Origin of the sequence: Tenggerimyces flavus, from assembly GCF_016907715.1 — a bacterium.
Lineage (GTDB): Bacteria > Actinomycetota > Actinomycetes > Propionibacteriales > Actinopolymorphaceae > Tenggerimyces > Tenggerimyces flavus.
This window is the reverse complement of sequence record NZ_JAFBCM010000001.1, coordinates 4,621,929-4,642,001: the sequence shown is the minus strand read 5'-3', so window position 1 is coordinate 4,642,001 and position 20,073 is coordinate 4,621,929. Positions and strand designations below refer to the sequence as shown.

Here is a 20,073-nt window from a genome sequence, read left to right as displayed (position 1 = left end):
GTGACTACTCCCCCATCGGCTTCAGCTCGTAGCGCGGGTTGTACATGACACGGCGGTCGTCCTGGATCCCGACCCGGCCCGAGACGACGATGCCGCGGCCGGGCTCGACGCCGATGATGCGGCGCCGGCCGAGCCAGACCAGCGTGACCGTGCCGGAGCCGTCGTACAGCTCGGCCTCCAGCGCGGGCGAGCCGGCCCGTGGCTGCAGCGTCACCGTACGCAGCGTGCCACGCAGCTTCACTCGCTGCCGGTCGGCACAGCTGCGGATCGGGTCGACGCCGGACTCCCGGACGTCCTCCTGCAGCTCCTCGGCCTCCAGCGCCTCGGAACTGGAGGTGAGCCGGTTCAGAGCCCGCTTGAACAGGCCTTCCCGCTCGGTCTTCATGGCGGCAGCATACGTGGGTCTGACGACAGAAACTCGCCTAGGACCTGTTGGGTAAGTCGGCGGTGCTGGCGGATGGTCACCGACGCCGCTTTACCTGGCGAGCGGGTGCATTACGCGGCGTGTATCCCACGTAGAGCGGCAAATGATCATGTAAACATGATCATTTGCCGTCGCCGGGGAGCCACCTTCGTCATAGGCGCTAGAGCTGCTGGGCCTGGTCGGGGAGCTTCAAGGGGATCATGTCGCGCGGGGCCATCGGGCCCTTGCCGCGTACGACGGCGACGTGGCCGAGGGCGTGGAGGAGCGGCTCCGCCTGGTCGGGCTCCTGCGCCGCGCGGCCGAGCAACGTGCCGCGCAGGAACCAGCGCGGGCCGTCGACGCCGATGATTCTGGACACCTGGGTGCCGGTGCTGCCGTCGGGCTGGCGGCCGGAGACGACGACCTTGAGCTCGGCGCCGTACGGGCCGTTCGCCTCGGTCACCGTGCCGCCGCGCCGCGTCGTCTCGGCCGCGATCTCGCGGCGCAGCTCGTCCCACAGGCCGCCGCTGCGCGAGGCCGCGAACGCCCGCAGCTCCAGCGCCGACTCGCCGGCGACGAGGAGGGCGGCCATGACGGTCTGCGAGCCCTCATCGACCTGGAGCCGGAGCTCGGTGCCCTCCATCGGGCGGAGCAGGATGCCGCCGAGGTCGATCCACTCGTCGGACTCGACGTCGATGTCGGCGGCGTCGTACGGGCCACGATCGGGCGTCGCGCGGTGCCGGCCGGGGTCGTGCGTGGGGTCCTGATACTCGCTCTCGGCCTCCGGGAAGTGGTGGCCCTCGGGCTCGGGTTCGCGCCCGCGGCGCCTCTTGTCGCGGGCGTCGAGCTCCGAGGCGGAGTGCGGCATTTTCGCCTTGCGGAAGATCACGTCAGACCCTTTCACCGGTCGCTGTCACGCTCGCGCGAGCTAGTGCGTCGACACCACCGGTCGACCCGAACCCGCCTTCGCCCCGCGCGGACCCGGGCAACGTCTCCACCTCGACGAACCGCGCGGTCTCGACCTTCTGGACGACGAGCTGAGCGATGCGTTCACCCCGGCGCAACTCCACCGGTTCCTTCGGGTCGAGGTTGATGACGATGACCCGGATCTCTCCACGGTAACCGGCGTCGATCGTGCCTGGCGAGTTGAGGGTCGTGACGCCGCAGCGGGCGGCGAGCCCGGACCGCGGATGCACGAACGCGGCGTACCCGCTGGGCAGGGCGACCGCGATGCCGGTCGGGACGATCGCGCGCTCGCCGGGCTGCAGCGAGACGTCGATCGTGCTGACCAGGTCGGCCCCGGCGTCACCGGGGTTCGCGTACGCCGGCAGCTCGAGCTCGGGGTCGAGTCGTTGGATGAGAATCGGCACGTCGTGCGGGCCGAGGGGGTCGGAGCTCACGACGCCCGACCCTACCCGGCAGGTGGGCCGTCGGCGGTGGGAGGCTTGCTGGCGTGGACGGTTCTTTGCCCTATGTAGAGCGGCTTTGGGTTCCGGCGTCGTGGTGGATCGTCGCGGTGCTGTTGACGGGCACGCTGTGGCTGGCGTTCTTCGCCGCTCTGCCGGCCCTGGTGGCCAACGTGCTGGGGCTGGTGGCGCTGGCGCTGGTGGCGGTGGGGCTGCTCCGGTTCGGGGCTCTGCGGGTGGCTGTGACGGATTCGTCGCTGCTCGCCGGGCGCGCGACGCTGCCCCTGTGGGCTGTGGGGTCCGTGGTGGCCCTCTCAGCCGACCAGGCGCGGGCGCTGCGGGGTGTGGCCTCGGACGCCTCGGCGTTCCTCGTGGTGCGCCCGTACGTGCCCCGTGCCGTACGCGTGGAGGTCGCCGACCCCCAGGACCCCACGCCGTACTGGTACGTCGCCACGCGCCATCCCGAGCGCCTGGCGGCTGCTCTGGAGGCGGCGCGAGTAACCGGCGGGTGAACCAGCCCGTGCCGCGGTGCTTGGACCGACCAGCCGGCGGACGGCACCCTGACTGCATATCCGCACCTGACCGACCACGCAGTGCCGTTCGACGGATGGGCGGTACAGGTGCCGCGTAACAAGCACGGGCTCCGTCGCGCGCCAGCGCGACCTCGAAGCATGGAAGACTCTGCTGCATGGCAGCAGGAAAGCTGGGCTGGCGGATCTTCGGTGGGCTGACCACGGTGGTCGTGGTCGTCGTGACGAAGAAGGTGGTGGACTCGAGCTGGCGGTTCGTGACCGGCTCCGAGCCCCCGGCGAACCCCGAGGACCCCGACACCACCTGGCAGGAGGCCATCGCCTGGTCCCTGGCCAGCGGCGTGGGCGTGGCTGTGGCCCGCCTGCTCGCCACCCGCCAAGCCGCCATCGTCTGGCGCCGCTGGACCGGCGAACTGCCGCCCGGCATCAAGGGCGACAACGACGGCAAGGACCGCCAGAATCTCGCGGTCAGCGCCGCCAGCGGCCGCTAGCGAAGCACGCAGCCACTGGCACCCGTGATCATGTACGTGATCATGAAGCCGCACCGGCACATAGGACCGCTCCGCCTTCATGATCACGTACATGATCACCACCCGGGGCTGGCACCGATCCCACAGCGACGTCCGTGGTTTGGGCGTATCCGTTCGGGGGCACGGGCAACGTGACGAAACATCTGATCCAGCAAATCATCAGACGAATCGGCCGATTCGAGGCATGACGACGCGCCCGGTGGTTGGCGCACCCCCTGACGGTGCGCTCTTCCACCAGGCGCGTAAGTACATACGGCCTGACCGCGGAACGAAGAACGAGCTGGGAAGCCTCGTTCTACGCGGCGCAGTCGCGGCAGATCAGTCCGCCGTTCTTCTCGAACGCGAGCTGACTTCTGTGGTGGACGAGGAAACAACGCGAGCACGTGAACTCGTCGGCCTGGCGCGGAAGCACCCGGACCGACAGCTCCTCGTTGGACAAGTCAGCACCGGGGAGCTCGAACGTCTCGGCCACTTCGGCCTCGTCGACGTCGACCTTTCCGGAGTTCTTGTCCATGCGCCGCGCCTTGAGCTCCTCGATGCTGTCTTCGGAGAGCTCCTCGTCCGTCTTCCTCGGCGCGTCGTAGTCGGTGGCCATCTTTCTTTCCATCCCCCTGGCTGGGCAGGTGTCGCGGACCGTACTTCTTTGTACGGATGTCTTCAGGTGGACTCGTGCTGAGCCGCCTCGGAGCGGTGGAGCCGCTTCCGTCGAGCACGTAACGCACGAGGGGCCGAACTTGTGCCCGCTCCGGGGCGCAGATTCTGCCCTATCAAAGCGGCCGTTGCCTCGACTTTTGTCCGGCGTGTCGCCAGCGTCACACCGAACGGTCCTTCGACGCCGTCCACCGGGCGGGGACCGGCACTCCTCCCTGGGGCCTAGTCCCGAACCGTCCGCGCGGACGACACGGAGAGGGTACATACCCTGAGAGGCTTTCGTCGTGCTGGAACTCCAAGGTGTTTCCAAGAAATACGGCGACCGCCTGGCGGTGGACGACCTCGCCCTCGCCGTCGAGCCCGGACAGATGTTCGGTTTTGTCGGTACGAACGGTGCCGGCAAGACCACCACGATGCGGATCATCATGGGCGTACTCGCCCCTGACGCCGGCTCCGTCTCCTGGCAAGGACGGCCCGCGGACGCCGACGTCCGGCGCAACTTCGGCTATATGCCCGAGGAGCGCGGGCTTTACCCCAAGATGCGGATCAAAGAGCAACTCGCCTACCTCGCCGTCCTCCGCGGCACGCCCAAGGCGTCCGCCGAGACGGCCGTGGACGAGCTGCTCGCGGAGTTCGGCCTGGCCGAACGAGGCAACGACCGGGTCGAGCAGCTCTCGCTGGGTAACCAGCAGCGCGTCCAGCTCGCCGCGGCTCTCGTTCACGATCCGGAGTTCCTGATCCTGGACGAGCCGTTCTCCGGTCTGGACCCGGTCGGCGTGGACGCGCTCGCCCACATCCTGGCCCAGCGGGTCCAGCGCGGCGTGGGGGTGCTCTTCTCCAGCCACCAGCTGGACCTGGTCGAGCGGCTGTGCGACGCGGTCGGCATCATCCAGGCCGGCCGGATCGTCGCCTCCGGGCCTGTGAACGAGCTGCGCAGCCGCAACCGGTCTCGCCGGTTCCGGATCGTCGGCTCGGGCACGAGCTGGGCGGACGGCCTCCCCGGCGTCCAGGTGGTCGAACGCAACGGCACCGCGCTCGTCGTCGAGCTCGCCGAGTCGCAGAGCGACCAGGTGCTGCTCGACGCCGCCCGCGCGGCCGGTCCGGTGCACGAGTTCCGGCCGCTGGCGCTGACGCTGACCGAGCTGTTCCGCGAGGCCGTCTCGGAGCCCGTGGAGCTCCCCCAGACGCGTGAGACCCAGGAGGTGTCGGCATGAGCGCCGCACTGACGTTCGGCCAGGCGACGCGGATCGTCGCCAAGCGCGAGATCACCGAGCGCCTCCGGGACCGCGGGTTCGCGATCTCGACCGCGATCACGCTCGTCGTGCTGGTCGTGGTGATGTTCATGCCCAAGCTGTTCGGGGGCGACGACACGTTCACGGTCGGCTTCGCCGGTCCGTCGGCCGAGCAGGTCGCCGCGGCGACCGACGCGCAGGCCAAGCAGGGCGGCGTGAAGCTGGAGCAGAAGACGTTCCCGGACGAGGCCGCCGCGCGGACGGCGGTCGCGGACGGTGACCTGGACGCGTACGTCACGGCCGACAAGATCATCGTGCACGAGGAGCTCGACCAGCAGCTCGGGCTGATGCTGCAGACCGCCAACAGCCAGGTCGTGGCCGCCGGCAAGCTGCAGGCCGAGGGCATCGACCCGGCGACGGTCGCCACGGCGCAGCAGGTGCCGCCGCTCACGGTCGACGCGACCGACCCGGTCGACCCGGCGGCCGCGCAGCGCGGCCAGATCGCGTTCATCGGCAGCCTGATCCTCTACGGGCAGATCATCGGGTACTGCATGTGGGTCGCGTTCGGCATTGTCGAGGAGAAGGCCAGCCGGGTGGTCGAGCTGATCCTCTCGGCGATCTCCACCAAGGCTCTGCTCGCCGGCAAGATCCTCGGCATCGGGCTCCTGGGCATCGCCCAGCTGGCGCTGATCGCCGTCGTGGCGCTGGGCGTCGGGTCCGCGACCGGCGCGGTCGAGGTCACGGCCGACCTGCTGGTGCCGGTGGGGTACGTACTGATGTGGTTCGTCCTGGGCTACGTCTTCTACAGCGCGGCCTTCGCCGCCGGCGCCGCCCGGGTGTCACGGCAGGAGGAGCTACAGAACGTCACCGGACCCATGACGATGATCCTGCTCGCGTCGTTCTTCGCCACGTTCTACGTGAACGCGAACCCCGACGCGATCGTGTCTCGGATCCTCGCGGTGATCCCACCGTTCTCCGCCCTGGCGTCGCCGGTCCGGATGGCGCGCGAGAGCGCACCGTGGTGGGAGCTCACCATCGCCCTGGTCCTGATGCTCGCCGCGATCGGTGCGCTGATCGTCGTCGGCGCGCGCGTCTACGAGGGCGCGATCCTGCGCATGGGCGCGAAGGTCTCGTTCAAGGAGGCCTGGCTGAGCAGCCGCGGACGCAAGGAGCTCACGACCGCCAGCAGGTAGAGCTCGAGGAGCCAGCGCGACTGGCCGGGTGGTTCGCCGCCCGGCCACCACGCTCGGTGGTGGCGGCTTCCGGGGGCCGAGGACGGCCCATGGCCGAAGGCCAGTGCGGGCCGCCGCAGGGCCACCCGCCGCCACCGAGCACCGCGACCCGAAGCCCGCCAGGCCGCCCGCGGCCGACGCGGTGCGAGCGGTCGCCATAAGCACTAGTGGCGCTCGCGGCCGCGTTCTTCTGCCTCGCGGAGGCGGCCGCAGAGCGTCAGCAGCAAGGGCCGGGCCAGCTCAGGGTGCTTGTCCAGGATCGCGCTGAACTCCCCCGCCTGCAGGGCGAACGTACGCATCCCGTCGGCGCCGGCCCGGACCGTCGCCGTCCGCGGCTTGCCGTCGATCAGCGAGATCTCGCCGAAGTAGTCGCCGGCCTTCAACGCTGCCCGCGACTCCCCGCCGATCTCCACCTCCGCGCCGCCGTCCAGCACCAGATGGAAGCCGACCGCGCGGCCGCCCTCCTCAGTCACCTCGTGGCCCGGCGGATGCTGGACCTCTCGTCCCTGCGACGCGATCCGCCCGAGGTCCCATCTGGAAAGGTCTGCCAGCAAGGGCACCTGACCGAGCTGTTCCACGACCTTCTTGTCCGCCACGACGACCTCCGCCAGAGGAAAGCTGGATCCCCGTGTGCGGGCACGATAACTCCGCCCAGCGGCGGCGCGGGGCGGAACGAAACAAGTGGCCGGCCGCCCTCCTCCGTACGGACGAGGGCGGCCGGCCCCTTCGACTCTCAGCTCAACCCGACGTTCAGGCCGGCTTGAGCGTGCCGCGCAACATCAACATGATCGTGAAGTTGTCGGCGTAGGGCGCGTTCGCCATGATCGGGTCGGAGTCCGCGGGCCATGCGTCCACGCGGTCGCCTTCCCGGGCGGCGTTGTTTCCGTAGCGCTCGAACAGCGGGATGATCGGCACGAGCTCGTTGAACGCCGTCGCCACCGTCGCCACGTTCTGCTTCTGCGCCGCCTCGTCCAGGCCCGCGCCGGACTCGGTGACCGCCTTCTCCAGGTCCACCGGACCCGCGGAGGTGGTCGTCTTCAGCTCGAAGCCCATGCCCCGGCCGCCCTGGTTCTTCGCAGTGGGGATGTTGTGCGTGAACAGGTCCGCCACGAACGCGAAGTGCGGGTGCGGGTGGCTCGAGGAACCCCAGCCCTGGATGGCGAGCTGGAAGTTGCCCTTGTCGACGTCGATCGGCTGCTGCGTGAACGTCACGCCACGGCCCTCGGTCTTGATGCCGAACTTGGTGAGCTGCTGCGCCGCGTTCTGGCCACAGGCCGAGTAGTCGGCGAACTCCGCGTGGAAGATCAGCTCGTACTGCGCGGGCTTGCCGTCCGGCTTCAGCCACCCGTCGCCCTGCTTCTTCCACCCTGCCTCGGTGAGCAGCGTGGTGGCCTTCGCCTGGTCGAACTCGTACTTGTTGAGCGAGCCCTGCTGCTCCGCCGACAGCCAGTCCGGAACCAGGTTGTCGGAGAACCCGCACATGAACTGCACGGGCTTGCCGGACTCGGCGAGGGTGACCTCACCGTTCTCGGCGCGGTCGATCGCGTGCGCGAACGCCTGCCGCACCTTGACGTCCTTGAACTCGGGCAGCTTGTCCATGTTGAAGAACAGCGCCGCGCCCGAGTACACCGGCGGCCGCAGGATGCGGATGCCCTTGGACTCGAAGGCCTTCTCCGTCGCCGGCGGGAAGCCGTGCGTCGCGTAGTCGACCTGGCCGCTGAGTACGACCGGCGTGATGTCCGGCGTCTCACCGTTGAAGAGCACGATCTTGTCGTACGCGACCTTGTCGGCGGCGAAGCCCTGGTCGTTCTTCACGATGGTCAGCTGGGCGTTGGTGATGCTGGCCTTGTCGAACTTGAACGGCCCGCTCGCGATCACGTCCTCCGGGCGGAACGCCTGGAAGTCGGTGTTGAGCTTGGTGCCCTCGGGCGTGTCGAGGTTTCCGCCGCCCTCGAACAGCGTCTGGGCCTTCGTCGCCCACTCGCCGTAGGTCGCGTCGCTGTAGATCTGGCGGCGCAGCGCGTAGCGCTCCATCACCGTGGAGGCGTTGTTCATCGTGAACACGACGGTCTGCTCGTCGGGTGCCTCGACCTTCTCGAGGTAGTTCCACACGACGTTGCGGATGATCCGCAGACACCAGTACGTGGACACGACGTCCTTGCTGGTGATCGGCTTGCCGTCGCTCCACTTGAGGCCGGACTTGAGCTTCAGCGTGAACGTCTTCGCGGCGGCGTCGAGCTCGTGGCTCTCACCGATCAGGTACTCCCACTTCTTCTCCTTCCACAGGTACATGGCGGGCGGAAGAGTGATGAGGTCGATGTACGGCCCACCGCCGAGCAGCGAGTCGGTCACACCTTCGACGACGTTGTAGTGCCCCTTGGGGGGAACCTGGAACGGCCATGCGCCGTGGAACTCCGCGGGCCCCTTCGGGCCACCGGTAGCGCCATTGCCGCCGCCCGGGTTCGCCTGATTGCTCGGAGCACAGGCCGCGAGAGCCGCGGCGCCGACCACACCGGCGCCGAAGATCTCCAGCACTTGCCGGCGGGACCACGCCCGCTGGGGCGGGGTGGGTGTTGCGTTCATTGCGCCTCCAAAATTAAGTCGGCGTCTCACGACACCAGCGAGCCATGCGCTGCTAGGGACGACGCGCCCCTATTCGCACCAACACGAAGACCACCGTCCCGAAAAGGGCCCCCGCCGCCAACATCACGACGGTGATCACGAACTGCGGAGTCCCGGGCTTGACGAGGAGCAGCAGCAGACCGGAGACCACGACGAGAAAGATCGCCCACCGGAACGCTGCCTTGCCAAGCTCGGGAGAGATCACGGTGCAGACCCTCCCGCACCGCTAGCGCTCGCTGCCGCCGCGAGGCGCACTGCCCGCTTGCGGCGGGCAAGATCGGGGTCGGGCTCTGGTACGGCTTCCAACAGAGCCCTCGTGTAGTCGTCCTGCGGGTCCCGGATCACGTCCTGGGTGGGCCCCTGCTCGACGATCTTTCCCACGTGCATGACGGCGATGTCGCCATCCATACCGAAGAACTTCGCCATCGCCAGGTCATGGGTGATGAACAGGAAGCCGACACCGAGGTCCTCGCGCAGCTTCGTCAACGTCTTCAGCAAGCTGATCCGGATCGACACGTCCAGCATGGACGTCGCCTCGTCGGCGATGATCAGCCGCGGCCCGAGCGTGAGCGCTCGCGCGACCGCGATCCGCTGCCGCTGTCCGCCGGACAGCTGGTGCGGGAACTTCGACAGGTACGTCTCCGGCGGCGTCAGCCCCACCTGGGCGAGCAGCTCGGAGACCTTGTCCCACGCCTGTTGGCGGTTCTTCACCAGCCCGTGCTTGCGCAGCGGCGCGGACAGCGAGCCGAACACGTCGCGGATCGGGTTCAGCGAGGCGTACGGGTCCTGGTGGATGTACTGCACCGAACGGCGGAAGTGCGTGAAGAGGTCCTTGCCCTTGGCGTGGATGTCGTGGCCCTCGAACAACACCGTTCCCGAGGTCGGCTTCAGCAGACCCGACGCGATCCGGGCCGCCGTCGTCTTGCCCGAGCCGCTCTGGCCGACCAGGCAGAGCACGCGGCCCTCGTCGAGGTCGAAGGAGATGTCGTCGACCGCGACGACCTCGCCGTGCCGGGTCTTGAAGACGCAGCTGATGTTCTGGAGCTGCATGAGCGGCTCAGCCATCGTTCGCCTCCTTCGTCGCCGTCGCCTTCGCTGGGTCCACGTCGGCCTCCTCCTCGTCGTCGAGGACGGGTACCGCGTCCAGGATCGAACTTTCCTCAGCCACCGTGGGGACGGCGTTGATGAGGCTCTTGGTGTACGGGTGCTGTGGTCGGTAGAAGATGTCGCGGACGTCACCCAGCTCGACGATGTGTCCGTCGTACATCGTCGCCACCCGGTCGGCGAGCTCCGCGGCAAGTCCCAGGTCGTGTGATACGAAGATCATCGCGAATTCCAGCCGTTCGCGCAGCTGATGGAGAACATCCACAATTCCGCGCTGGGTCAGCAGGTCGAGCGCGGTGGTCGGCTCGTCCAGCACGAGCACCTGCGGCTCGAGCATCAGGCTGGTCGCGATCAGCACCCGCTGCCGCATGCCGCCGGACAGCTCGTGCGGGTAGGAGTTCAGCACCCGGTCCGGGTCGAGGTCGACCAGCTTGAGGACCTCGGCACAACGTTCCTTGACGCGCTGCTTGGACATCTGCTTGTCGTGCGCCCGCACGGTGTCGAGCATCTGGTCCCAGATCCGGAGCACGGGGTTGAACGAGTTCATCGCGCCCTGGAAGACCATCGCGCACTCGCTCCAGCGGAACCGGCGCAGCTCCTCCTCGTTCAGCGACAGCATGTCGAGCACGCTGCCGTCGCGGCGCCGGTACAGGACCTCGCCCTGGGGGACGACGCCGAGCTTGGGCAGCAGCCGCAGCATGGCGAGGCCGAGCGTGGTCTTCCCGCAGCCGCTCTCGCCGATCAGCGCGAGGCTCTCGTTCGGAGCCAGGTCGAAGCTCACGTCCTCGATCGCCCGGATCGCGTCCTTGGTCGAGCCGGAACCGACCCGGTACTCGACCACGAGGTCGCGCACCGAGAGGACCGGCTCGCCGGACCCCGAAGTTCGTGTCCCCGCCTGGGAGGTCTGCACCATCGTGTCGCGGTCTCCTCGTCTGCCGTACGGACGGGCGATCAGTTGTGCCGGAGCCGGGGGTTGAGGATCTCCTCGAACGACCTCGTCATCGTCACCAGGGCCAGCTGCAGGATGCTGATCGCGAGGACGGGTGCGAGGACGTACCAGAGGCTGTCTTCGAAGAAGATCGCCCCTCGGGTCCAGGCCAGGTTGAGCATGATCCCCCAGTTGTCGCCGGCCAGCGGCGCGAGGCCGAGGAAGTACAGACCGACCAGACCGTAGATCGAGTTCGTCATGCCGATGACGAAGTTCATCAGGATGAACGTCGACATGTTCGGCAGGATCTCACGAAGAACGATCCGCCCGGTGCCCAAATCGAGCAGTCGGGCGGCTTCGACGTACTCGCGTTCCTTCAACGAGAACACCTGGGCACGGACCGCCCTGAGCAGGAACGGCCAGGACAGGAACCCGATGATCATCGCCAGCGCGATCGGGCTGTCCACCTTGTAGAACGCGGCGAGCACGGCCAGCAGGACGATCTGCGGAACCGTGAGCACGATGTCGGCCGCGGTCACCACGATGGCGTCGAACGTCCCACCGATGTAGGCCGCGAGCGCCCCGAACACGACCGCGATCACGGTCGAGATCAGCGCTGCGAACAGGCCGACGAGGATGACCGGCCTGCCCCCGTTGATCATCTGGATCAGGATGTCGCGGCCTTCGGAGTCCGTGCCGAGCCAGTGCGCGCCACTGGGCTTGGCGTAAATCTGGGTGACGTCCGTCGGCAGCGAGAGCGTGTCGGGAACGAACAGCGGTCCGAGCAACGCGATCAGGAACATCAGCATGAACACGATGAAGCCGATGAACCCCGCCTTGCTGCGCATGAGCGAGCGGAAGAACGTACGGAACGCGCCCGCACCCGGCCTGGATGGCGCGGGCGGCTCCACGTCCGCCTGTGCGGCGTCAACGAAAGTCACGTCGTCACTCCTTGCCTGCAATGCGAATCCGCGGGTCGAGCCTGCTGTAGAGCAGGTCGGCCAGCAGGTTGGCGACGATCACCGCGATCGTGATCACCAGCAGAATCCCTTGCAGGATGGGGTAGTCGCGGCGCTTGACCGCCTCGAACAGCAGGAAACCGATGCCCTGGTACTGGAAGACCTGCTCGACCAGGATCGAGCCGCCGACCACGAAGCCGAGGGCGATCGCGAGCTGGCTGAACAACGGCAGCACGGCGTTACGTCCCACGTACGCCGTCTGGATGCGCCCGTCGGTGAGACCGCGGGCCCTCGCGACCGTGACGTAGTCCTCGCCGAGGGTCTCGACCGTGCTCGACTTCATCACCAGCATCCACGAGCCGACGGTGGTGAGGACGTACGCGGTGATCGGCAGCGAGGCGTGGAACAGCACGTCGCTCAGGAAGTCGAAGCTGAAGTTCGGCACCACCCCGGGCGAGTACGCGCCGCGCATCTGGGTGATCGGTAACAACGCGATCTGGACGCCGAAGAACACGACTATCAGCATCGAGAGCAGGTAGTTCGGGATCGAGTGCGTGAGGGACGCCAGCGTGGTGAGCACGTGGTCGAGCCAGCTGCCGCGGCGGTAGGCCATCAGCATGCCGAGCGCGATGCCGACGACGAAGCTGATGATCAGCCCGATGCCGACGGAGAACAGCGTCCACGGCAGATACGTGGCGATCAGCGTGAGGACCGAGGTGCCCGGGGAGAGCAGCGAGTCGCCGAGGTCGCCGCGGACGAGGCCGGCGAGATACTCGAGGTACTGGATGATCATCGGCTCGTTCGGGTTGAACGAGAACAGACCCGCGGCCTGGCTGGCGGCCTCGTCGTAGGAGATGCCGTACTGCGCGATCTGGGCGTTGATGTAGACGTCGACCGGGTTGCCCGGCAGCAGTCGAACGAGGAAGAACGTCCCCGTCGCGACGACGAAGATTGTCAACAACGACTTGACGATGCGGCCGATCACGTACCCGTGCCGCTCGAGGAAGCTCGCGCGCTTCGGTTGTCGACGTTCAGGGATCTGTTGAGCAGCTTCTTCCAGCTGGTCCGTCGCGGCCACCATCACCTCCCGGTCACCCACAGACAGTGCACGATGCGGACACTGCCCCACCTGCTCCCCGCGCCCGCCGATCAAGCGGCACTGCCGGGACAGTACACGTTCAACGTCGCGCCATGGAGCCCGGCACGGCAAGACTTCACAACGATTTTTCTTGTTGAATTGTGCGCGGAGAATCCTCTGTGCGTCCGGTTTCGAGCAGTGATTTATGGCTTGCGTGGTGTTTTTGACCGATATGTACGAGCAGATTGGCGCCGATCCGGGAGTCTTGTCGGACAACCGGATTGAGCGATCTTTCGACGACCGTTCGACACCGCGCTGCTGCGTGATCTGTCGGTGACGCTTCGTGCTTGACGATCGCATTTCGGACTGTGCCGGAAGACCGGGTCTGTTTCGAAAGAGGGCGTCCCTCATTCCAAACGTGGCTGGGTCGGGGGCACCCTCGTCCGAACCTATGGGACCGGGGTGCCCCTCACCCAAGCCTCCGCCAGCTGCCCGTGATCATGTACGTGATCATGAAGGCAAACCCGTCGTATACGACCAGTTCGGCTTCATGATCACGTACATGATCACAGGCAGGGAGGCACGCGGTCGGGTGCGGCGCGGCGGTCAGGCTTCGGAGGCGGTGACATGGTCGACGACGGGGGCGGCGTGGGTGTCGAGCAGGTCTCGCAAAGGCTCGGCGACTCCGCGGGCCGCGACAGCAGTCAGGCGGCGGTCGGGCGCATCGCCCTGGTAGCCGAACGACACCGCGCCCGCTTCGGTGGCGATCAACAGACCGGCCGAGCTGTCCCAGCGGTTCAGGCCGCTCTCGTAGAACGCGTCCAACCGCCCCGCCGCCACGCTGCACAGATCCACCGCCGCTGAGCCGATCCGCCGGACGTCGCGGACCAAAGGCAGCACCGAGGTCAGCAGCTCCGCCTGCAACGCGCGACGCTTGGGCTCGTAGCTGAAGCCCGTTCCCACCAGCGCCTGGTCGAGCCGCGACACCGAGCTCGCCACCAGCGGCGAACCGTTGAGGAACGCTCCCCCACCCCGCACCGCCGTCCACACCTCGCCCAGAGGCGGGCACACGACCACCCCAGCCACCGCCGACCCAGAAACCTCCGCCGCGATGCTCACGCTCCACGACGGCAGGTCGTACAGGTAGTTCACGGTCCCGTCCAACGGATCCACGACCCACGTCACCGACGACGACCCCGAGGTCGACCCGCCCTCCTCGCCCAGCACAGCGTCCGACGGCCGGGCCGCCAGCAGCCGCGTACGGATCAGCGACTCCGCCGCCATGTCCATCGCGGTCACCACGTCGGTCGGCGAGGACTTCGTCGACGCGACGGTGATCTCCGAGGTCAGCCGCCGCGACAACAGCAGCTCCCCCGCCTCCCGCGCGACGGCCTCGGCCAACGCCAGCAGGGAGGCGTTCACAGCAGCGTCGACCTCTCCCACTTCTCCCCGAACACATGCAAGCCCAGGAAGCCCAGCACCGTCTCGTACCAGACCTTTGCCCCTTGTGGCTTGAGGATCCAGTGGTTCTCGTCCGGGTAGTACAAGAACCGGTGCGGCAGCTCTGCAGGGTCGCCGTCGTGGGAGTGGACGAGCTCGTACCACAGCCGTAGGCCCTCGCCGATCGGTACGCGGTAGTCCCGGTCGCCGTGGATCACCAGCACCGGCGTGGTGATCGCGCCGATCGACTCGGCCGGCGACGAGGCGAGCGCTCGTTCGGGCGTCAGCTCGCGCTGCCAGTAGTTCGACGAGTCGGTCGTGAAGCCGAACGTGTCCAGCGCCCACAGGCTCGCGTGCGTCACGATCGCGGCGAAGCGGTCGGTGTGACCCGCCACCCAGTTCGCCATGTAGCCACCGAACGAGCCGCCCATCGCAGCTACGTGATCAGCGTCGATGTCGGAACGCTCGAGCGTCGCGTCGGTGATCGCCATCAGGTCCGTGTACGGAGCCTCGCCCCACGTCCCCCAGCCACGCTCGATGAACGCCTGCCCGTACCCGGTCGACAACGCCGGGTCCGGCAGCAGCACCGCGTACCCCTGGGCGGCCATCAGCCACGGGTTCCAGCGCCACGACCACGCGTTCCACGACGCGAGCGGACCGCCGTGAATCCACAACAGCAGTGGGGCCTTCTGCTCCGCCGACGCACCCGAAGGAAGCACCAGCCATGCACGCACTCGGCTGCCGTCGGCGACCGTCGTCGAGACCTCGGTCAGCGTGCCGGGCAGCGGCGACGCCTCGATCGGACCGCGCAGGTACGTCGGCGTCTGGTCGGTCGCCTCCGTGCCGAGCTGAACGACGGCCGGCGCGGCGTCGATCGCGGCGCGGATCGCGTACAGGCTCAGGCCGTCCGGCGCGACGACGAGGTTCGAGTACGCGCCGTCGGAAGCCAACCGCGTGAGCTCGCCGGACTCCACCTCGAGCCGGAACACCGGAGCCCGACCGTCCTCGTCCGCGACGAAAAAGAGTGCACTGCCGTCGGGCGACCAAGCCGTGCCGGACGGCCACAGCTCGCTCTCGGGCATCAGCTCGCGGCCCTCGGACCCGTCCAGCGGCTGCAGCCACAGACTCACCTTCGGCGGTGCCTCCCTGGTCGACCGGAGGTCGCGGTCGCTCACGACGTACCGGCCGTCGGGCGACACCACCGGCGACCCGAACTCGTAGAGCGGATCGTCAACCAGCACACGACGTTCGCCCGTCTCGGTGTCGATCGCGACGAGCACCGGGCGACGGTCGGCGCGAGGCAGGTCGACGGTCCAGCGGGAGACCAACGTACGGCCGTCCGGCGTCAGGTCGTAGCTCGCCTGGTCCAGGCTCCGCCCCGGCGCCGGCGTGAGGTCGCGCAGCGAGAGCCGGCTCGCCTCGTCCTCGAGCCGGTCGGCCGCGAACAGTCGCTGCTCGTCCGGTCCGAGGTCGTGGTCCCAGTACCTGATCGGGTACGCCTGGTGCAGGATCGCGTTGACATCGGCGTCCTTGCGGGCCTTGCGCCGGTCGGTGTCCTCCTCGGCGGTCTTCGTTCCCGGCATCGTTCCGGACTCGACGACGAACGTGCCCGCGTCCTTGGCGGTCACGACGTTCGCGATTCCGCCGGGGCGGTTCGCGATCGGCCGGGCCTCGCCACCGCGCACGGGCAGCAACCACAGCGCGGGCTTCTCGTCGTCCTGCTTGCTGTCCGGGTCCGCCTCGACGTCCGGGCGGACGGAGGTGAACAGCAGGTCGCCGTTCGGCAGGAACGCCGCGTTCGACTCCCCCTTCGCCGAACGGGTCAGCCGGCGCGCCGGCCGCTCGCCGCTGGGGTCGAGCTCCCACAGCGCGGTGAGGAACTTCTTCTTGTCCGGCGAGAGCTTCTGCACCGCGGTGACCAGTCGACTGCCGTCAGGTGAGAGCGCGAGGCCGCCGAGACGCGACAGCGCGAGATAGGCGTCGAGGTCGTGGTACGGGGTCGCGGGCTGCTCAGGTTCGTTCTGCTCAGCTTCGTTCTGCTCCGATGCGGTCACGCTCCCAGCCTAGGGCGCGCTCAGTCCTTACCGCAGAGGGCGGGTTGCGGGCCGCGGAGGTTCGCGCAGCACCCGGCCGGGCAGTCGCCCCAGCGCGGGCCGATCGTGCCGAGGACCACGGGCTCGGCCTCCGTCACCAGCTCCCGCACCATCGTGACGAAGCGCGGGTCCACGCCTGGCGTCGGAACGCGGCGGAACGGCAGGTCGACCTGCTCCGCGGTCGCCTTGGCCTCGGTGTCGAGGTCGTAGATGACCTCCATGTGGTCGGAGACGAACCCGATCGGGAGCACCGCGACGCCGGGCACCCCGTCCTTGGCGAGCGTCTCGAGGTGGTCGTTCACGTCCGGTTCCAGCCACGGCTGGCTCGGCGGCCCGGACCGGCTGCAGTAGACCAGCTCCCATTCCACCGGTCTCCCGATCCGCTCCCCGACTCCGGCGGCGATCACGCCGGCGGCGTCGAGGTGCTCGGCGACGTACGCGCCGCCGTTCGGACCGGCGGCGTCGTTCATCGCGGTCGGGATCGAGTGCGTGACGAACTCCAGCCGGCTGCCCGCCGGCAGCTCGGCCAGCGCGGCGACGGTGTGGTCGACGAACGGCTCCAGGAAGCCGGGCCGGTTGAAGTAGTGCGGCAGCCGGCGCAGCTCGGGAGCGCCCTCACCGACCTCCGCGACGGCGGCGGCGAGGTTCTCGCGGTACTGCCGGCAGCCGGAGTACGACGCGTACGCGCTGGTGAACAGGCACGCCGCCGACGTGATGCCGTCCGCGCGCATCTGCCGCAGGGTGTCGGCGAGGTACGGGTCCCAGTTGCGGTTGCCCCAGTACACCGGCAGCGAGACGCCGCGGGCGGCGAAGTCGGCCTCGATCGCCGCCTTCAGCGCGCGGCACTGGTCGTTGATCGGGCTCTTGCCGCCGAACTGGAAGTAGTGCTGACCGACCTCGACGAGGCGTTCGCGCGGGATGCCCCGGCCGCGGGTGACGTTCTCCAGGAACGGGACCACGTCGTCGGGCTTCTCCGGTCCCCCGAACGACACGAGCAGCAGAGCATCGGTCATGCCACCGATATTCGCATCAGCAACGTCGGCGCCCACCCATAGGGTGGAACCACCATGTTCCAGGCCTACCGCACTGTTCTCACCCTGCCCGGAAGCCTCGCGTTCTCCCTGGCAGGCTTCGTCGCCCGGATGCCGATCTCGATGGTCGGGCTCGGGCTGGTGCTGTTCATCTCCGCGACCTCCGGCTCTTACGGGCTGGCCGGCTCCGTGACGGCGGTGAGCGTGCTCGCCTCGGCCGCCATCGCGCCGCTGCAGTCGCGGCTGGTCGACCGGTTCGGGCAGGGCCGCGTCGTGCCGCTGGTGCTCGTGATCTACACGGTGACGCTGTCGGTGCTGGTCGTGTCGATCCAGCTCGGCTGGCCGACGCCGGTGCCGCACCTGTTCGCCGCGATGGCCGGCGCCTCGTCCCCGCAGGTGGGGTCGTTCGTCCGGGCGCGGTGGTCGCATCTGCTGTCAGGCAAGCCGGAACTGCACACCGCGTACTCGGTCGAGGCGTTCCTCGACGAGGCGATCTTCATCGTCGGACCGGTGCTCGCGACGTTCCTCGCCACCGGGCTGCATCCGGCAGCGGGCGTGGTCGCGGCGATCGTCATCGGCTTGGTGGGCGGTGTGCTGTTCACCGTGCAGCGGCGTACGGAGCCGCCGATCCCCGACCCGTCGGCCGCCTCCGGGCCGAAGGCCAAGCTGGGTTGGCCGGTGCTCGGTCCGCTGATGGTCGTGTGCGCGGGGCTGGGGTCGCTGTTCGGCAGCGCCGAGGTCGTCGTCGTCGCGTTCGCGACCGAGCAGGGCCGGCGGCCGTTGTCCGGGACGCTGCTCGCGATCTGGGCGTTCGGCAGCCTGCTGGCGGCGGTGATCGTGGGCGCGGTGAAGTTCAAGCAGTCGCCGCACGTACGGCTGCGGATCGGCGCGATCGCGCTCGCGTTGGCGATGCTGCCGACGCTGTTCGTGAGCAACCTGGTGATCCTCGGCATCGTGCTGTTCGTGGCCGGCTTCGCGATCTCGCCGACGCTGGTGTCGACGATGAGCGTGGCGCAGGCGACCGTTCCGGCGTCGCGGCTGACCGAGGGCATGAGCTGGACGATCACCGGCATCGCCGCCGGTCTGGCCGTGGGTGCGGGCGTGGTGGGGCGAGTGATCGACGCGTACGGGGCGCAGGTCGGTTTCGCGGTCCCGGTGGTGAGCGCGGCGCTGGCCGCGGCGCTGGCGTTCTTCGTCCGCCGCCGCTACGCCGAGACGGACCCGGAGAGCTAACCGGCTCGGGCCACCGGTGCGTTCCAGCCGCGGATCAGCGCGACGAGCCGGAGGCCGAACGCGGCGACGACGGCGACCGGCGCGACCGCCGGGTGGTCGGCGAAGTCCAACCAGTCCGTGAGCACGATCAGCGTGGCGCCGAGCAGCGCTGGTGTCGCGTACAGGCCGCGCCGCAGGACCTCCGGCACCCGGCCGGCGAGAACGTCGCGGATCACTCCCCCGCCCACCGCGGTGACGACGCCAAGCAATGCGGCGGGGAGCGGGCCGAGCCCGTACTCCAGCGCCTTGAGCGTGCCGCCCACGCAGAACAGCCCGAGCCCGGCGGCGTCGAAGAGGTTGACGAACCGTTCCATCCGCTCGATGCCCGGGTGGCTGTGCCTATGGCGACCGCTCGCACGTGTCGGCCGCGGGCGGCCTCCACGGCTTCGGGTCGCGTGCTCGGCGAGTCGATCGGCTGTCGCGGGCGAACTCCGCCGCCGAACCACTCGTGGCCAGCAGCACGGGCCGGATTCTAGGTGGCCACTAGATGATCGATTCCAAGGGGTGTGGTTCGGCGTGGTGAGTGTTGGCTGAGGTGGAGGGTGTCCAGGATCGGCGTTGCTTACCCGACGCCGATCTCGTGGAGACCTTCGTGGACGCTGACCTGGACACCCTCGCGACAGCACTGTACGTGCGGACCGATGATTGGTTGAAGTCGGCGCCGGAACGAGCGCCATGGCGTCCTGCGGTGGGGATCGTTCCGAAGATCAGTGACGCTGAACTGGTCACCTTGGCGGTGATGCAGGCACTGCTCGGACACACCAGCGAGGCGCGCTGGTTGCGCTATGCCCGGAGCCACCTGCGGGCGTTGTTCCCGTATCTGCCCAAGCAGCCCGGTTACAACAAGCGGCTGCGGCGGTTGGGCTCGACGATCGGTTGGTTGGTCGGGGTGCTGGCCCGCGACACCACGATGTGGACCGACGATGTGTGGGTGGTCGACTCGACTCCGGTCGAGTGCGGTCGATCACGCGAGACCGCGCGTCGTTCCGATCTGGCCGGTTGGGCTGAGTACGGCTACTGCGCCAGCCACTCCCGCTTCTTTTGGGGACTGCGGCTGCATCTGCTGTGCACCCTGCACGGGCTACCGGTCGGGTTCGCCCTGACCGGAGCGAAGGCCGACGAACGTCAGATCCTGCTCGGCGTCCTCCACGCCGACCCCGACCTGACCACCGGGAGGGTCGGGCAGATCGTGATCGCGGACAAGAACTACTACGGCCGCGAGTTCGAGACCGCCCTGGCCGACGCCGGCCTCCACCTGCTCCGCCCGACCCGCAAAGGCGAGACCCCACGGGCAGGCGCCGAGTTCTTCCAACCGCTACGACAAGTCATCGAGTCGATCAACGACACCTTCAAAGGCCAACTCGACCTCGAACACCACGGCGGCCACACCCCCGCAGGCGTCTGGGTCCGCGTCCTCCAACGCGTCCTGGCCATGACTACCGCGATCTGGCACAACGATCACACCAGCCAACCGATCAAGCGATCACTCCTGGCCTACGACCACTAACCCCTTGGAATCGATCATCTAGTTGCAGACGATTAGCCCTATTCGTCTGGTGCCC

The 20,073-nt window shown here is 68.5% G+C and carries 21 protein-coding genes; 6 read left to right on the top strand and 15 right to left on the bottom strand.

The genetic code is table 11. The features are described 5' to 3' along the window. Nucleotides 1–4: 4 nt before the first annotated feature. From JOD67_RS21645 to dut, 3 genes are all read right to left on the bottom strand, one after another. Entirely contained in the window at nt 5–385 is a 381-nt protein-coding gene (locus JOD67_RS21645) for an OB-fold nucleic acid binding domain-containing protein (protein ID WP_205119494.1), read from the bottom strand. A 199-nt stretch (nt 386–584) separates the two neighbouring features. Then, nucleotides 585–1,292, bottom strand: coding sequence for a DUF3710 domain-containing protein (locus JOD67_RS21640; RefSeq protein WP_205119492.1), 708 nt, complete (start codon nt 1,290–1,292; stop codon nt 585–587). Nucleotide 1,293: 1 nt separating this feature from the next. Continuing rightward, nucleotides 1,294–1,803, bottom strand: a complete 510-nt coding sequence (dut, locus tag JOD67_RS21635) for a dUTP diphosphatase (RefSeq protein WP_205119490.1) — start codon at nt 1,801–1,803, stop codon at nt 1,294–1,296. A gap of 53 nt (nt 1,804–1,856) precedes the next feature. On the opposite strand from dut, the gene JOD67_RS21630 reads away from it, so the two are divergent. Both JOD67_RS21630 and JOD67_RS21625 read left to right on the top strand, forming a co-directional pair. Further along, nucleotides 1,857–2,321: a DUF3093 domain-containing protein gene (locus JOD67_RS21630; RefSeq protein ID WP_205119488.1), complete on the top strand. Its 465-nt coding sequence runs from the start codon at nt 1,857–1,859 to the stop codon at nt 2,319–2,321. A 176-nt stretch (nt 2,322–2,497) separates the two neighbouring features. Further along, nucleotides 2,498–2,830 carry a DUF4235 domain-containing protein gene (locus JOD67_RS21625; RefSeq protein WP_205119486.1) on the top strand — a complete coding sequence of 111 codons (333 nt, stop codon included), beginning with the start codon at nt 2,498–2,500 and terminating at the stop codon, nt 2,828–2,830. 334 nt (nt 2,831–3,164) lie between these two features. Here the strand turns inward: JOD67_RS21625 and JOD67_RS21620 are convergent, their stop codons facing one another. Next, the gene (locus JOD67_RS21620; protein WP_205119484.1) at nt 3,165–3,464 is read right to left on the bottom strand and encodes a DUF4193 domain-containing protein; all 300 of its coding nucleotides are present in this window, start codon (nt 3,462–3,464) and stop codon (nt 3,165–3,167) included. A 340-nt stretch (nt 3,465–3,804) separates the two neighbouring features. On the opposite strand from JOD67_RS21620, the gene JOD67_RS21615 reads away from it, so the two are divergent. Together JOD67_RS21615 and JOD67_RS21610 are read left to right on the top strand one after the other, a co-directional pair. Continuing rightward, nucleotides 3,805–4,734 (top strand): ABC transporter ATP-binding protein, encoded by a 930-nt coding sequence (locus tag JOD67_RS21615; protein ID WP_205119482.1) that lies wholly within the window; start codon nt 3,805–3,807, stop codon nt 4,732–4,734. Continuing rightward, the gene (locus JOD67_RS21610; RefSeq protein ID WP_205119475.1) at nt 4,731–5,945 is read left to right on the top strand and encodes an ABC transporter permease; all 1,215 of its coding nucleotides are present in this window, start codon (nt 4,731–4,733) and stop codon (nt 5,943–5,945) included. The genes JOD67_RS21615 and JOD67_RS21610 overlap by 4 nt, the downstream gene beginning before the upstream one ends. 203 nt (nt 5,946–6,148) lie before the next feature. On the opposite strand, the gene JOD67_RS21605 is transcribed toward JOD67_RS21610, so the two are convergent. From JOD67_RS21605 to JOD67_RS21560, 10 genes are all read right to left on the bottom strand, one after another. After that, nucleotides 6,149–6,580, bottom strand: coding sequence for a cyclic nucleotide-binding domain-containing protein (locus tag JOD67_RS21605; RefSeq protein WP_205119473.1), 432 nt, complete (start codon nt 6,578–6,580; stop codon nt 6,149–6,151). A 154-nt stretch (nt 6,581–6,734) separates the two neighbouring features. Then, entirely contained in the window at nt 6,735–8,567 is a 1,833-nt protein-coding gene (locus JOD67_RS21600; protein ID WP_205119466.1) for an ABC transporter substrate-binding protein, read from the bottom strand. 52 nt (nt 8,568–8,619) lie between these two features. Continuing rightward, nucleotides 8,620–8,811 carry a hypothetical protein gene (locus JOD67_RS21595; protein WP_205119464.1) on the bottom strand — a complete coding sequence of 64 codons (192 nt, stop codon included), beginning with the start codon at nt 8,809–8,811 and terminating at the stop codon, nt 8,620–8,622. After that, the gene (locus JOD67_RS21590; RefSeq protein WP_205119462.1) at nt 8,808–9,671 is read right to left on the bottom strand and encodes an ABC transporter ATP-binding protein; all 864 of its coding nucleotides are present in this window, start codon (nt 9,669–9,671) and stop codon (nt 8,808–8,810) included. The genes JOD67_RS21595 and JOD67_RS21590 overlap by 4 nt, the downstream gene beginning before the upstream one ends. Further along, nucleotides 9,664–10,623: an ABC transporter ATP-binding protein gene (locus tag JOD67_RS21585; protein ID WP_205119461.1), complete on the bottom strand. Its 960-nt coding sequence runs from the start codon at nt 10,621–10,623 to the stop codon at nt 9,664–9,666. The genes JOD67_RS21590 and JOD67_RS21585 overlap by 8 nt, the downstream gene beginning before the upstream one ends. Nucleotides 10,624–10,661: 38 nt before the next feature. After that, nucleotides 10,662–11,579: an ABC transporter permease gene (locus JOD67_RS21580; RefSeq protein WP_307782494.1), complete on the bottom strand. Its 918-nt coding sequence runs from the start codon at nt 11,577–11,579 to the stop codon at nt 10,662–10,664. A gap of 4 nt (nt 11,580–11,583) precedes the next feature. Continuing rightward, entirely contained in the window at nt 11,584–12,696 is a 1,113-nt protein-coding gene (locus JOD67_RS21575; protein ID WP_307782493.1) for an ABC transporter permease, read from the bottom strand. A 585-nt stretch (nt 12,697–13,281) separates the two neighbouring features. Continuing rightward, nucleotides 13,282–14,097, bottom strand: a complete 816-nt coding sequence (locus JOD67_RS21570) for an inositol monophosphatase family protein (RefSeq protein WP_307782492.1) — start codon at nt 14,095–14,097, stop codon at nt 13,282–13,284. Then, nucleotides 14,094–16,169, bottom strand: coding sequence for a prolyl oligopeptidase family serine peptidase (locus JOD67_RS21565; RefSeq protein WP_205119457.1), 2,076 nt, complete (start codon nt 16,167–16,169; stop codon nt 14,094–14,096). Before JOD67_RS21565 ends, JOD67_RS21570 begins: the two co-directional genes overlap by 4 nt. Nucleotides 16,170–16,189: 20 nt before the next feature. Continuing rightward, the gene (locus tag JOD67_RS21560; RefSeq protein WP_205119455.1) at nt 16,190–17,221 is read right to left on the bottom strand and encodes a ferrochelatase; all 1,032 of its coding nucleotides are present in this window, start codon (nt 17,219–17,221) and stop codon (nt 16,190–16,192) included. A 54-nt stretch (nt 17,222–17,275) separates the two neighbouring features. Here JOD67_RS21560 and JOD67_RS21555 point away from each other — a divergent pair, with 54 nt between their 5' ends. Next, a complete protein-coding gene (locus JOD67_RS21555) occupies nt 17,276–18,472 on the top strand; it encodes an MFS transporter (protein WP_205119453.1) in 1,197 nt (398 codons plus the stop codon). Here JOD67_RS21555 and JOD67_RS40320 read toward each other — a convergent pair. Next, on the bottom strand, nt 18,469–18,825 hold the full coding sequence (locus JOD67_RS40320) for a trimeric intracellular cation channel family protein (protein ID WP_239553960.1): 357 nt from the start codon (nt 18,823–18,825) through the stop codon (nt 18,469–18,471). The genes JOD67_RS21555 and JOD67_RS40320 overlap by 4 nt on opposite strands. A gap of 278 nt (nt 18,826–19,103) precedes the next feature. Here JOD67_RS40320 and JOD67_RS21545 point away from each other — a divergent pair, with 278 nt between their 5' ends. Next, nucleotides 19,104–20,018: an IS982 family transposase gene (locus JOD67_RS21545; protein ID WP_205118013.1), complete on the top strand. Its 915-nt coding sequence runs from the start codon at nt 19,104–19,106 to the stop codon at nt 20,016–20,018. Nucleotides 20,019–20,073: the final 55 nt, after the last annotated feature.

What these genes read in the sequence shown, in the direction of transcription:
- JOD67_RS21645 (WP_205119494.1), bottom strand. Translation starts at nt 385, where the DNA reads ATGAAGACCGAGCGGGAAGGCCTGTTCAAGCGGGCTCTGAACCGGCTC.
- JOD67_RS21625 (WP_205119486.1), top strand. Translation starts at nt 2,498, where the DNA reads ATGGCAGCAGGAAAGCTGGGCTGGCGGATCTTCGGTGGGCTGACCACG.
- JOD67_RS21620 (WP_205119484.1), bottom strand. Translation starts at nt 3,464, where the DNA reads ATGGCCACCGACTACGACGCGCCGAGGAAGACGGACGAGGAGCTCTCC.
- JOD67_RS21610 (WP_205119475.1), top strand. Translation starts at nt 4,731, where the DNA reads ATGAGCGCCGCACTGACGTTCGGCCAGGCGACGCGGATCGTCGCCAAG.
- JOD67_RS21600 (WP_205119466.1), bottom strand. Translation starts at nt 8,567, where the DNA reads ATGAACGCAACACCCACCCCGCCCCAGCGGGCGTGGTCCCGCCGGCAA.
- JOD67_RS21590 (WP_205119462.1), bottom strand. Translation starts at nt 9,671, where the DNA reads ATGGCTGAGCCGCTCATGCAGCTCCAGAACATCAGCTGCGTCTTCAAG.
- JOD67_RS21585 (WP_205119461.1), bottom strand. Translation starts at nt 10,623, where the DNA reads ATGGTGCAGACCTCCCAGGCGGGGACACGAACTTCGGGGTCCGGCGAG.
- JOD67_RS21560 (WP_205119455.1), bottom strand. Translation starts at nt 17,221, where the DNA reads ATGACCGATGCTCTGCTGCTCGTGTCGTTCGGGGGACCGGAGAAGCCC.
- JOD67_RS21555 (WP_205119453.1), top strand. Translation starts at nt 17,276, where the DNA reads ATGTTCCAGGCCTACCGCACTGTTCTCACCCTGCCCGGAAGCCTCGCG.
- JOD67_RS40320 (WP_239553960.1), bottom strand. Translation starts at nt 18,825, where the DNA reads ATGGAACGGTTCGTCAACCTCTTCGACGCCGCCGGGCTCGGGCTGTTC.